The following is a 10712-nucleotide window of genomic DNA, read 5'->3' on the forward strand; positions in this document are numbered from 1 at the left end:
ATGTATAACAGATACTAAGCTGATGTTCAACTTTGCAGGCGTAGAGTTTTTTTATTTGCTTTTATATAAATATAGGAGATCTAAGTATTTCTTTACACGTTTGAGTGAATTCATAAGTTTTTTTTTTTCGCATGTCTCGTGGGCTCCGAGCAGTTTGTGCAATGACATATGTTTAATGGATAGTGTTGTGGCATGATAACGGGCGGCCGCAGTCAGGCCGCCCAAATGCTTGGCTGAGGCTTGTTCGCTCACGTTTCACAACAACAAGACAATACGACCACACAATGGCATATCCCGCGGCGAAGCCTGTGGGATTCTCGGTGAGACGGCGCTGGTCCTCGGCACTGGCGTTCTTCACGAACACCGCCAATGGCTTGCCCGGGCCGATGTTCATCTCGGCGCGGATATTGCGCGTGCCGAGCATCAGGGCCTTGAGCCATTCGATATCGCTTTCGGCCGCCTCGTCGATGCGCGCTTCATTGGCCACTGGCCAAGGTTGCAGCATGATGGTCTTGCCTTCGATACCGGCCAGCGGCGCCAGGCGCTGCCAGATTTCTTCGGTGATGAACGGCATGAACGGGTGCGCCAGGCGCAGCGCCACTTCCAGCACGCGCACCAGGGTGCGACGGGTGCCGCGCTGGCGTTCGATCGGCGCGTTTTCGTCCCACAGCACCGGCTTGGACAGTTCCAGGTACCAGTCGCAATACGGAGACGTCCCGGTCGCCGAAGACGAGGTTCATGTGCGCCGTGCGGTGGACGAACGTTGAGGGATCGATGAGTCCCGCCTCGGCGAGATGCGACCACCACTGTCGGCTGAGCTGGAACTGCCGGGCGATCGCGGCCGGCTTCGTCCCGTCGCTCGGATCGGGCATGTAGTTGAGTTCGCAGAACCCCGAGTGACCGGTGCCGGCGTTGTTCCAGGGGTCGCTGCTCTCGGAGGCGAGGTCGCCGGACTTCTCGAGCACGACGATCCGCCACGACGGTTCGAGGACGGCGAGCATCGACCCGAGGGTCGCTGACATGATGCCGCCGCCGATGAGCACGACATCGGCATAGGGGAGAGTCTCGGTTCGCGGTGTGCGGGGCATGGTGTCCTCCATTCATGATGTTCTCAGCAACCACATCAAGCCAATTGAATGAATTGTCCAAAGACATTCTTCGCAAGCCAAAACGTATTGCGGTCGAGCGCGAAAACACCACGGCGCATACGGTAGCGCACGTGTTGTATCCTGTTGATCAAGAGCGTAAAACAGAACTGCTTTCTGAGTTGATCGGTCGTAAAAACTGGCAACAAGTGTTGGTATTTGTTAACTACAAAGAAACGGCGATCGACATTGTCAAAGAGTTGAAGCTCGACGGCATCAAAGCAAATGTGTGTCATGGTGATAAAGCGCAGAGTGCGCGTCGCCGTGCGCTTGAAGAGTTCAAAGAAGGAAAAGTTCGTGTGATGGTTGCTACCGACGTGGCGGCACGCGGTCTGGATATTGAAGGAGGATCGCCTTGACCCGCGCCGCCACTTCCCGGGGGCTGAAGGGCTTGACCACATAATCATCGGCACCGATCTCCAGGCCCACCACGCGATCGATCTCACCGTCGCGGGCACTGAGGAACATCACCGGCACTTCACTGAAGCGGCGCAGTTGCTTGCAGGTTTCAAAGCCGCTGATGTCCGGCAGGCCGATGTCGAGGATCAGCATATCTGCCGGGGTCTGCCGTTGATGCTCCAGCGCCGCCTGGCCGAGGGTCAGCCAGGTGGTGGTGAAACCTTCGCCCTGCAGGGCAAAAATCAGCGTGTCGGCTATCGCCGCTTCGTCTTCGACAATCAGGATATGAGGCATGGCGTCCGAGCACAGGGAGCGAAAGGTGAACGGTGCCCGTTGTTGAACGTCTCTACGCGTAGCTTCTGCTGTGCATCCAGGCTGAAGCTGCAAGGCCACTCCATGTCTAACTGCATGCGAGTCTGGTCGGGCTTGACCAGCGTGCAGTGACCTTGATCATCTACCAGGCTCAGGGGCTGGTCGACAAACATCGCTTGTGTGGCAGCGGTTGGTGTTGGTACGTCTTCCGCCGCGCACGCACTCAGGCTTACAAGGCTCGCGGCCAGGGCCGCAAAAACAAAAGGCCTACGCATTACAAAAGCTCCCAGAACCAGATTTCCTTGGCACTTGAGGACAGGTCACCGCTCTTGGTCAGGCCACGGTTCCACAGGTCGATATGGTCGCCAGTGGGCTGGCCAGCCCGATCAGTATTGGTCTGGTAGGTCAACTGCTCCAGTGACCTGCTCGAAGCGGTGGAGGCCATCAACCAGCGGCAGAAAAGCAAACTGTTCGAACGGATCCGCGCGTTCTACAAAGGCGAACTGCGCGGCAAGACCTTCGCTTTGTGGGGCCTGGCGTTCAAGCCCAATACCGACGACATGCGCGATGCGCCCAGCCGCGTGCTGATGGAATCGCTGTGGGCCGCCGGGGCCAATGTGCGGGCCTTCGATCCCGAAGCCATGCAGGATACCCAGAAGCTGTATGGCGATGATCCGCGCTTGATGCTGATGGGTACCCCTGAATCGACCCTGGGCGGCGCCGATGCCTTGATCGTCTGCACCGAGTGGCAGCAATTCAAGGCGCCGGATTTCGACCTGCTGCACGCAGTACAAGCCAGTGCCCTGTCGACGGCGGGCGCGACTGCCAGTTCCAAGCCGTTTTTTATCTACGTGGGTGGTGGCGCCAGTTGCGCAGATGCGACCAAGGTAGCCGTGTTGTATGAAAGCACCAGCCCGGCCATTAACCCGGCCACGGGCAACTTGCGCAATACCGCCCCAAAAACCGCCGCCGCCAAAGTAGAAGTGCAGATTCTCGACGGCGCAACCCTGCAGCCGATGGATTTGCGTACCGGCCATGTCTCGACCACCTCCACTGTCACAGGTGGGCTGGCGACCTTGCCCTTTGCTGCACGTTACATTGCCACTGGCGGTGCGGCGGGAGTAGGGCTGGTGAGTACGGCGGTGCAGTACTCGGTGATCTTTCCCTGATCCCGGACCTACTGGTGCAACAGGTATCACTGGTTCAACTGGATCTACGGGTGCCACGGGTAGCACTGGACCAACTGGTCCGACTGGTTCTACAGGAATCACTGGTGCTACCGGTCCGACTGGAGCCACGGGAATCACTGGTGCTACCGGTCCGACTGGTGCAACAGGAATCACTGGTGCTACCGGACCTACGGGCGTCACAGGTATCACTGGTGCAACTGGTCCTACGGGCGTCACAGGTATCACTGGTTCAACTGGTCCTACGGGCGTCACAGGTATCACTGGTACTACCGGATCTACTGGCAGCACAGGAATCACTGGTGTTACCGGACCTACTGGTGCAACAGGTATCACTGGTTCAGGAAGATTTCACCTACTGCGGCATCAAAACTAAAAGAGGCAAATTGTAACACACGGCTGCCTGATGAAATACCAAAAGTCTCACCCATTAAACAAAAATTGCTTACACTTTTATGTTCCACCATAACCCCTTTAGGTTTTCCAGTAGTTCCAGAAGTATAGATAAGATAGGCTAAATCTGTGGACTCATTAATCTCTTCGAGATTCGTCCTAGGATTCTCTGTTAAAGCCAAATCATCAATTTTCACAATTTCGCCAGAAAATGTTTCTGGAACGCTTATATTTTCATGGGTCAATACATATTTCGCACCACTGTCCTGAAGCATATACTCAATTCTGATTTTCCGATAACCATATCGATATTTGTGCTTTCGGCACAACGTGCCGACCTGTTTCTCTAGTTGTCTTTTAGAATGAGTCTGAGTCAAATCCTTTTTCCATCTATAATACGAAGTACGTAAGATGCCTAAATGGACACAGATGTCCTGTACCGTCATCGTTTTGCGCAATTCTTCTACCAGTTTGATTGACGTTTCCTTATCAACCTCCTTTCCAATTCGTTGTACTTTTTTAAAACTTCATTCTGTTGACTCAAATAGCGATTTTCTGCCTGTAGTCTCTCTAATTCAGAAGAGTACTCGGGACCCTTTCCATAGGTATATTGTTTTCCAACGGCATCCACCGTGCGCCCTTTCTAACTTAACCATTTCTTACTTTAGAAAGAATCACTATGTGTGATGAACTTTGCATTGCATTCAATGTGAATGTATTACTTATTGTTATCTAGTTTTCAAAGAACAATCCTGTCTCGCTAGAGACATGTTTTGAAGGAATGATCCTTCAAAACTAAACAAGACGAAAACGCACGCTGCTCCATATATCCTTAGAAAGGAGGTGATCCAGCCGCACCTTCCGATACGGCTACCTTGTTACGACTTCACCCCAATCATCTGTCCCACCTTCGGCGGCTGGCTCCATAAAGGTTACCTCACGCATGTATTAGGCACGCCGCCAGCGTTCGTCCTGAGCCAGGATCAAACTCTCCGAAAAAGTACAAAACCGAAGTTTTGTTTTTCGTCAGCGTTTGACTGACTACCTATGAAACATCATAGGATTTTTATAAAAACTCGAATTAACAGGTACGTTTTGTCTTGTTTAGTTTTCAAAGATCATATTGGTGGAGCCTAGCGGGATCGAACCGCTGACCTCCTGCGTGCAAGGCAGGCGCTCTCCCAGCTGAGCTAAGGCCCCATAAAAGATGGTCGGGAAGACAGGATTCGAACCTGCGACCCCTTGGTCCCAAAGAGTAAGGAAAAACCCATGTTGTGGAAAGGATCCTTGTGTGTGTGTTATTCAAGGTCGACCAGGTAGGAGAGGTCCAGCCGGTCCAGCGGGTGCAGCAGGTCCAGCCGGCCCAGCAGGGGCAACAGGAGCGACAGGTGTAGGTCTAACAGGAATTGTAGCATTTGATCCAGCATCAGCACCAGGTTATCGAGTAGGTCAAGTGGTGACGTCCAATGGAAGCACATATCTAGTGAATACGGCATCTCCAACAGGAACGCCAGGAACATCACCAGATTACACGTTGATAGCAGGTGCAGGGGCAACAGGGACCTACTGGGGCCACAGGTATCACAGGTTCAACCGGACCTACTGGTGCAACAGGAATCACTGGTGCTACCGGACCTACTGGCGTCACAGGTATCACTGGTGCTACTGGTCCTACGGGCGTCACAGGTATCACTGGTACTACCGGATCTACTGGCAGCACAGGTATCACTGGTTCAACCGGACCTACTGGTGCAACAGGTATCACTGGTTCAACTGGATCTACGGGTGCCACGGGTAGCACTGGACCAACTGGTCCGACTGGTTCTACAGGAATCACTGGTGCTACCGGTCCGACTGGAGCCAAAATCGCACGATTTGGTTTTCAAGTAGAAGCTGTTGCACTTGATTCAGGTTATTTGACAACACCAATTTGTAAAGGTTTATCTGATCGACATATTTTTGGTGTCATTGCCCATAGACGTTTTCATCCAACAAGAGGATTATTTGAGAAGTGGAAATTTCAGTATGATTCTGAAAATGATCATTACATATGCCCAAAAGGTGAGAAGCTTTTATATACGACAACAGATCGAAAAGGTTATCGATTCTACAAATCAGATCCTAAAAAATGTGCATCGTGTCCTTAAATACAATCAGTAGAGGAGTATGTGGCACCGACAAATGAAATTGAGAAAAGCATAGAAAAGATGTGGAGAGAAATACTTGAAACCGATCAAATTAGTATTCATGCGAACTTCTTCGAACTGGGTGGTCATTCTTTAAAAGCCATGATGTTGGTGTCGCGTATTTCAAAACAGTTTCAAGTACAAGTACCAATTAATGAAATCTTTTCACGCCCAACAATTAAAGAGTTATCAGAATACGTTCAAAAGACAGACGAAAAGACATATCTTCCAACAATTGATTAACCATAAAACTGTTCAACGTATCATGCAGAAAAACCAGTGGCAATGCCGGGTTAAAATGAAAAAGCGTAAGAAGAATGGGCAGCCTTATGCCGTAGCCGGTAATATACTGGATCGGAATTTTCAATGTGATCGCCCTCTTGAAAAACTAGTAACGGACATCACGTATTTGCCTTATGGACAGAAACAATTGTACCTTTCCAGTATATTGGATTTATATAATGGAGAAGTGATTGCTTTTACGATTGGTGATAAGCAGGACACAGACTTTATCTTTAAAAGAAGAGGCTGTTCAAATGAGGTTAGCTGGAATTCCGATAAAAGAAATCATGGACAAGTTAGGAATTAAGAATAGAACACAAGTGAAAACGTGGATGAAATGGTATCGCGAGGGTGAAATCCATCGATTTCATCAACCGGTTGGAAAGCAGTATACCTATGGGAAAGGACCAGAATATCAAAATGAGAACGAGAAGTTGAAAACAGAAAATCTTTATTTAAAACAACAAATTGACCTATTAAAAAAGTATATGTCGCGTATTTCAAAACAGTTTCAAGTACAAGTACCAATTAATGAAATCTTTTCACGCCCAACAATTAAAGAGTTATCAGAATACGTTCAAAAGACAGACGAAAAGACATATCTTCCAACAATTGAACGTGTAGAACATCAGAAGTATTATCCAGCATCATCTGTTCAAAAACGATTACACTCTATACATCATATAGATGAAACGAAAATGACTTATAATATGCCAATGGTATTAAGCATCGAAGGTGCTTTAGGCCCTTATAAATGATTGAATAGCTTTTTCTACATCTGTGTTACTGTCCGCATAAAAATACTGAAGTTGACAAATCAGATTCTCATCAATTTTTTGAACAAGTTCATCATCCACCATATGGAATGAAGACCGCAAGGATTCATGACGACTCACAATGGTTTGTAGAGCGCCTTCCAAGCGTTTAATATCTAAAGCACCTTCGATGCTTAATACCATTGGCATATTATAAGTCATTTTCGTTTCATCTATATGATGTAATGATATGATGCATGTCTATTAACAATAAGTATTTATTTTCTGTTAAATGTACCAGGCCAAAACGACATAAAGGAGCTACATCTAATTCAAAAGCCCTTATAAATGATTGAATAGCTTTTTCTACACCTGTGTTACTGTCCGCATAAAAATACTGAAGTTGACAAATCAGATTCTCATCAATTTTTTGAACAAGTTCATCATCCACCATATGGAATGAAGTCCGCAAGGATTCATGACGACTCACAATGGTTTGCTAAAGCACCTTCGATGCTTAATACCATTGGCATATTATAAGTCATTTTCGTTTCATCTATATGATGTATAGAGTGTAATCGTTTTTGAACAGATGATGCTGGATAATACTTCTGATGTTCTACACGCTCAATTGTTGGAAGATATGTCTTTTCGTCTGTCTTTTGAACGTATTCTGATAACTCTTTAATTGTTGGGCGTGAAAAGATTTCATTAATTGGTACTTGTACTTGAAACTGTTTTGAAATACGCGACAGAAGAGTACTCGGGACCCTTTCCATAGGTATATTGTTTTCCAACAGGTTGTTCGAACCTGTGTGTATCCCCAGCTTTATGCCATCTCACCCATGTCTGAACCTGCGTCTTATTCTTGATATTCAATTCCTGCATGATCTCTTTCATAGGTACGCCTGCCAACCTCATTTCCACAGCCTTCTGTTTGACTTCAACCGGATAACTCACTCTTGTCCCCATAGAAAAAACACCTCCATGTTTTATTTCGGATCACAACCTTTTACGATTGGTGATAAGCAGGACACAGACTTTATCTTAAACACACTTAATCAGCTCCCAGCACTGCCTGAGAATTGCGTGTTACATAGCGATCAAGGTTCTGTGTATACATCTTACGAGTATCAGAAAGCTGTTCATATAAAAGGCATTACCATGAGCATGTCCCGTAAAGGGACGCCCGCTGATAATGCCTCCATCGAATCGTTTCATTCCTCACTAAAGTCTGAAACGTTCTATCTTAACAGGATTGATCAAGCTGTTCATATAAAAGGCATTACCATGAGCATGTCCCGTAAAGGGACGCCCGCTGATAATGCCTCCATCGAATCGTTTCATTCCTCACTAAAGTCTGAAACGTTCTATCTTAACAGGATTGATCGCACTACGACCACCATCGTAGAACGCACTGTCAAAGAATACATTTATTATTATAACAACATTCGTATTCAAACGAAACTAAACAACCAATCACCGATAAACTATCGGCAATTGGCTGTATAAAGGTGTTGTGCAACCGGAGCCACGGGAGCGACAGGCGCCACAGGCGCCACAGGAACAGGAGCCACGGGAGCGACAGGAGCGACCGGAGCGACCGGAGCAACCGGAGCCACGGGAGCAACCGGAGCCACGGGAGCGACAGGCGCCACAGGCGCCACAGGAACCGGAGCCACGGGAGCGACAGGTGCAACCGGAGCCACGGGAGCAACCGGAGCCACGGGTGCAACCGGAGCCACGGGAGCTTTGATACGAGTGAATCCAACATACGACTATCATGAACATTTCCGCCTGTGACCAGCGAGCCTAAAATAAATCCTTTTGAATCACAAGCTGTATGAAATGAATAAGCAAATGACTTTTCACGTTCATCCTTTACATAATAGCCACTCTCTGGGTCAGTTGTACTGACCTTGATTTCTTTTGTTTCTTCTTTATTCTGTAGGGGTAAGGGCTTTTATGATCATTACATATGCCCAAAAGGTGAGAAGCTTTTATATACGACAACAGATCGAAAAGGTTATCGATTCTACAAATCAGATCCTAAAAAATGTGCATCGTGTCCTTTCCTTGAAAGATGCACAAGGTCGAAAAATCATCAAAGAGTCATCTCAAGACACATATGGGAAGAACATAAAGAAAAGATCAGACAGAATCGTCTAACTGTGTTACAGGAGCAACCGGTGTAACGGGCGATACGGGTGCGACAGGAGTAACCGGTGCCACAGGTGCAACAGGCGATACAGGAGCGACCGGAGTCACAGGAGCAACCGGAGTAGGTTTAGACGGAGTCATAGTGTTTGATCCAGCGGTAGCTCCAACGTATCCAGTAGGTCAAGTGGTGACATATGAAGGTGGAACTTATGTTGTGAATACGGGTACAGGAGCTACCGGAGCCACCGGAGATACAGGTGCGACCGGTGTCACAGGAGTCACCGGAGCAACCGGTGTAACGGGTGATACAGGAGCTACGGGAGCCACGGGTACAGGAGCTACCGGAGCCACCGGAGATACAGGTGCGACCGGTGTCACAGGAGTCACCGGAGCAACCGGTGTAACGGGTGATACAGGAGCTAGAATTTGTATTGCTCGATCAACTGGTCGAAGAGGATCACCTGCTTCGTAAAATTGATCAGTACATTGATTTTTCATTTATCGTAGATAAAGTAAAACCCTATTATAGTGAGAATAAAGGTCGTCCTTCTCTTGATCCGCTTATTTTGTTCAAAATGATGTTTATCGGATACCTTTACGGTATCCGTTCTGAAAGACTGATGTTTCATAGGCAGTCAGTCAAACGCGGACGAAAAACAAAACTTCGGTTTTGTACTTTTTCGGAGAGTTTGATCCTGGCTCAGGACGAACGCTGGCGGCGTGCCTAATACATGCAAGTCGAGCGAACAGAAGGGAGCTTGCTCCCGGATGTTAGCGGCGGACGGGTGAGTAACACGTGGGTAACCTGATCACATGCTAAGTTCGCTACATCGTGTAGCAACGCATGTGTGATATGCATCCTGCATACCTCGGAGAGTTTGATCCTGGCTCAGGACGAACGCTGGCGGCGTGCCTAATACATGCAAGTCGAGCGGACAGAAGGGAGCTTGCTCCCGGATGTTAGCGGCGGACGGGTGAGTAACACGTGGGTAACCTTATTCACAACATAAGTTCCACCTTCATATGTCACCACTTGACCTACTGGATACGTTGGAGCTACCGCTGGATCAAACACTGTGACTCCGTCTAAACCTACTCCGGTTGCTCCTGTGACTCCGGTCGCTCCTGTATCGCCTGTTGCACCTGTGGCACCGGTTACTCCTGTCGCACCCGTATATCCTAAAAAATGTGCATCGTGTCCTTTCCTGGAAAGATGCACAAGGTCGAAAAATCATCAAAGAGTCATCTCAAGACACATATGGGAAGAACATAAAGAAAAGATCAGACAGAATCGTCTAACTGTTTCGGGAAAAGAGCTATATAAAAAAAGAAAAGAAAAAATAGAGCGAACCGGTCGCTCCTGTTGGACCTGTTGGGCCGCTTGAACCAGTCGCTCCACTAGTACCTGTGGCTCCTGTTGCACCTGCACCCGCTATCAACGTGTAATCTGGTGATGTTCCTGGCGTGCCCGTTGGAGACGCCGTATTCACGATATACGTATACCCGTGGCACCCGTAGATCCAGTTGAACCAGTGATACCTGTTGCACCAGTAGGTCCGGTAACACCAGTGATTCCTGTGCTGCCAGTAGATCCGGTAGTACCAGTGATACCTGTGACGCCCGTAGGTCCGGTGAAAAAGATTGCCACACACCTAGCGAAGCTAGGCTAGGTGTGTGGGAGGCCTTTTTCATTAAATCTCATCCATCATAATTACGATGAAAATAAAAAAGCCTGTAGAAAAACATGAGTTTCTCTACAAGCTGGACCGGTAGCACCAGTGATTCCTGTAGAACCAGTCGGACCAGTTGGTCCAGTGCTACCCGTGGCACCCGTAGATCCAGTTGAACCAGTGATACCTGTTGCACCAGTAGGTCCGGTAACACCAGTGATTC

General features: G+C 48.3%; 12 protein-coding genes, 1 tRNA gene and 13 pseudogenes. 11 read left to right on the top strand and 15 right to left on the bottom strand.

The features are described 5' to 3' along the window. Positions 1 to 172 precede the first annotated feature (172 nt). Positions 173 to 694, bottom strand: a pseudogene (locus GPS65_RS19550) (class I tRNA ligase family protein); the annotation flags it as partial. A 16-nt stretch (positions 695 to 710) separates the two neighbouring features. Further along, positions 711 to 1100 (bottom strand): annotated as a pseudogene (locus tag GPS65_RS19950) (FAD-dependent oxidoreductase); the annotation flags it as partial. 2 nt (positions 1101 to 1102) lie between these two features. Between GPS65_RS19950 and GPS65_RS19100 the strand changes: the two are divergent. Next, positions 1103 to 1504 (top strand): helicase-related protein, encoded by a 402-nt coding sequence (locus GPS65_RS19100; RefSeq protein WP_202914161.1) that lies wholly within the window; start codon positions 1103 to 1105, stop codon positions 1502 to 1504. On the opposite strand, the gene GPS65_RS19105 is transcribed toward GPS65_RS19100, so the two are convergent. Continuing rightward, positions 1455 to 1931: a response regulator gene (locus GPS65_RS19105; RefSeq protein ID WP_274379576.1), complete on the bottom strand. Its 477-nt coding sequence runs from the start codon at positions 1929 to 1931 to the stop codon at positions 1455 to 1457. The genes GPS65_RS19100 and GPS65_RS19105 overlap by 50 nt on opposite strands. A 332-nt stretch (positions 1932 to 2263) precedes the next feature. Here GPS65_RS19105 and GPS65_RS19110 point away from each other — a divergent pair. Then, positions 2264 to 2638 (top strand): annotated as a pseudogene (locus tag GPS65_RS19110) (UDP binding domain-containing protein); the annotation flags it as partial. Positions 2639 to 3375: 737 nt separating this feature from the next. Here GPS65_RS19110 and GPS65_RS19120 read toward each other — a convergent pair. From GPS65_RS19120 to GPS65_RS19130, 3 genes and pseudogenes are all read right to left on the bottom strand, one after another. Continuing rightward, on the bottom strand, positions 3376 to 3711 hold the full coding sequence (locus tag GPS65_RS19120) for an AMP-binding protein (RefSeq protein WP_161985498.1): 336 nt from the start codon (positions 3709 to 3711) through the stop codon (positions 3376 to 3378). A gap of 12 nt (positions 3712 to 3723) precedes the next feature. Further along, positions 3724 to 4058: pseudogene (locus GPS65_RS19555) on the bottom strand (IS3 family transposase); the annotation flags it as partial. Between the two features lie 502 nt (positions 4059 to 4560). Next, a tRNA-Ala gene (locus GPS65_RS19130) sits at positions 4561 to 4636 on the bottom strand. A 662-nt stretch (positions 4637 to 5298) separates the two neighbouring features. Here GPS65_RS19130 and GPS65_RS19140 point away from each other — a divergent pair. The 4 genes and pseudogenes from GPS65_RS19140 to GPS65_RS19150 all read left to right on the top strand — a co-directional run. Then, a pseudogene (locus GPS65_RS19140) lies at positions 5299 to 5580 on the top strand (IS5/IS1182 family transposase); the annotation flags it as partial. A gap of 63 nt (positions 5581 to 5643) precedes the next feature. Next, complete coding sequence (locus tag GPS65_RS19145) at positions 5644 to 5865, top strand: phosphopantetheine-binding protein (RefSeq protein ID WP_420797202.1); 222 nt, start codon at positions 5644 to 5646, stop codon at positions 5863 to 5865. Beyond that, a pseudogene (locus tag GPS65_RS19560) lies at positions 5861 to 6136 on the top strand (IS3 family transposase); the annotation flags it as partial. The gene GPS65_RS19145 and the pseudogene GPS65_RS19560, both read left to right, overlap by 5 nt. Before the next feature lie 22 nt (positions 6137 to 6158). Then, the gene (locus GPS65_RS19150) at positions 6159 to 6662 is read left to right on the top strand and encodes a helix-turn-helix domain-containing protein (RefSeq protein ID WP_161985480.1); all 504 of its coding nucleotides are present in this window, start codon (positions 6159 to 6161) and stop codon (positions 6660 to 6662) included. On the opposite strand, the gene GPS65_RS19155 is transcribed toward GPS65_RS19150, so the two are convergent. The 4 genes and pseudogenes from GPS65_RS19155 to GPS65_RS19170 all read right to left on the bottom strand — a co-directional run. Beyond that, positions 6645 to 6881 carry a condensation domain-containing protein gene (locus GPS65_RS19155; protein ID WP_161985481.1) on the bottom strand — a complete coding sequence of 79 codons (237 nt, stop codon included), beginning with the start codon at positions 6879 to 6881 and terminating at the stop codon, positions 6645 to 6647. The genes GPS65_RS19150 and GPS65_RS19155 overlap by 18 nt on opposite strands. A 7-nt stretch (positions 6882 to 6888) precedes the next feature. Next, positions 6889 to 7149, bottom strand: a complete 261-nt coding sequence (locus GPS65_RS19955; protein ID WP_420797192.1) for a condensation domain-containing protein — start codon at positions 7147 to 7149, stop codon at positions 6889 to 6891. Then, the gene (locus GPS65_RS19960) at positions 7136 to 7438 is read right to left on the bottom strand and encodes a phosphopantetheine-binding protein (protein WP_161985483.1); all 303 of its coding nucleotides are present in this window, start codon (positions 7436 to 7438) and stop codon (positions 7136 to 7138) included. The genes GPS65_RS19955 and GPS65_RS19960 overlap by 14 nt, the downstream gene beginning before the upstream one ends. Continuing rightward, positions 7413 to 7631 (bottom strand): annotated as a pseudogene (locus tag GPS65_RS19170) (helix-turn-helix domain-containing protein); the annotation flags it as partial. The gene GPS65_RS19960 and the pseudogene GPS65_RS19170, both read right to left, overlap by 26 nt. 39 nt (positions 7632 to 7670) lie before the next feature. Here GPS65_RS19170 and GPS65_RS19965 point away from each other — a divergent pair. Further along, positions 7671 to 8171, top strand: a pseudogene (locus tag GPS65_RS19965) (transposase); the annotation flags it as partial. A gap of 235 nt (positions 8172 to 8406) precedes the next feature. On the opposite strand, the pseudogene GPS65_RS19185 reads toward GPS65_RS19965, so the two are convergent. Then, a pseudogene (locus tag GPS65_RS19185) lies at positions 8407 to 8622 on the bottom strand (IS5/IS1182 family transposase); the annotation flags it as partial. A gap of 4 nt (positions 8623 to 8626) precedes the next feature. Between GPS65_RS19185 and GPS65_RS19190 the strand changes: the two are divergent. The 3 genes and pseudogenes from GPS65_RS19190 to GPS65_RS19200 form a co-directional block, all read left to right on the top strand. After that, positions 8627 to 8833: pseudogene (locus GPS65_RS19190) on the top strand (transposase); the annotation flags it as partial. Between the two features lie 128 nt (positions 8834 to 8961). Further along, positions 8962 to 9291: a hypothetical protein gene (locus tag GPS65_RS19195; protein WP_238389118.1), complete on the top strand. Its 330-nt coding sequence runs from the start codon at positions 8962 to 8964 to the stop codon at positions 9289 to 9291. Beyond that, positions 9227 to 9436 (top strand): annotated as a pseudogene (locus GPS65_RS19200) (transposase); the annotation flags it as partial. The gene GPS65_RS19195 and the pseudogene GPS65_RS19200, both read left to right, overlap by 65 nt. A 296-nt stretch (positions 9437 to 9732) precedes the next feature. Here the strand turns inward: GPS65_RS19200 and GPS65_RS19695 are convergent. Beyond that, positions 9733 to 10038, bottom strand: a complete 306-nt coding sequence (locus GPS65_RS19695) for a hypothetical protein (protein ID WP_161985291.1) — start codon at positions 10036 to 10038, stop codon at positions 9733 to 9735. Here GPS65_RS19695 and GPS65_RS19210 point away from each other — a divergent pair. Further along, positions 9998 to 10171 (top strand): annotated as a pseudogene (locus tag GPS65_RS19210) (transposase); the annotation flags it as partial. The gene GPS65_RS19695 and the pseudogene GPS65_RS19210 sit on opposite strands and share 41 nt — an antisense overlap. Here the strand turns inward: GPS65_RS19210 and GPS65_RS19735 are convergent. The 3 genes and pseudogenes from GPS65_RS19735 to GPS65_RS19745 all read right to left on the bottom strand — a co-directional run. Further along, entirely contained in the window at positions 10136 to 10309 is a 174-nt protein-coding gene (locus tag GPS65_RS19735; protein WP_161985292.1) for a hypothetical protein, read from the bottom strand. The pseudogene GPS65_RS19210 and the gene GPS65_RS19735 overlap by 36 nt on opposite strands. Beyond that, the gene (locus GPS65_RS19740) at positions 10306 to 10467 is read right to left on the bottom strand and encodes a hypothetical protein (protein ID WP_238389119.1); all 162 of its coding nucleotides are present in this window, start codon (positions 10465 to 10467) and stop codon (positions 10306 to 10308) included. The genes GPS65_RS19735 and GPS65_RS19740 overlap by 4 nt, the downstream gene beginning before the upstream one ends. A 63-nt stretch (positions 10468 to 10530) precedes the next feature. Beyond that, positions 10531 to 10712 (bottom strand): annotated as a pseudogene (locus tag GPS65_RS19745) (hypothetical protein); the annotation flags it as partial.

This window comes from Bacillus pumilus, assembly GCF_009937765.1.
Lineage (GTDB): Bacteria > Bacillota > Bacilli > Bacillales > Bacillaceae > Bacillus > Bacillus pumilus_O.

Coding starts and splice junctions, on each gene's coding strand:
- GPS65_RS19150 (WP_161985480.1), top strand. CDS start 6,159: ATGAGGTTAGCTGGAATTCCGATAAAAGAAATCATGGACAAGTTAGGA.
- GPS65_RS19120 (WP_161985498.1), bottom strand. CDS start 3,711: ATGCTTCAGGACAGTGGTGCGAAATATGTATTGACCCATGAAAATATA.
- GPS65_RS19155 (WP_161985481.1), bottom strand. CDS start 6,881: ATGACTTATAATATGCCAATGGTATTAAGCATCGAAGGTGCTTTAGAT.
- GPS65_RS19145 (WP_420797202.1), top strand. CDS start 5,644: ATGTGGAGAGAAATACTTGAAACCGATCAAATTAGTATTCATGCGAAC.
- GPS65_RS19960 (WP_161985483.1), bottom strand. CDS start 7,438: ATGGAAAGGGTCCCGAGTACTCTTCTGTCGCGTATTTCAAAACAGTTT.
- GPS65_RS19100 (WP_202914161.1), top strand. CDS start 1,103: ATGATGTTCTCAGCAACCACATCAAGCCAATTGAATGAATTGTCCAAA.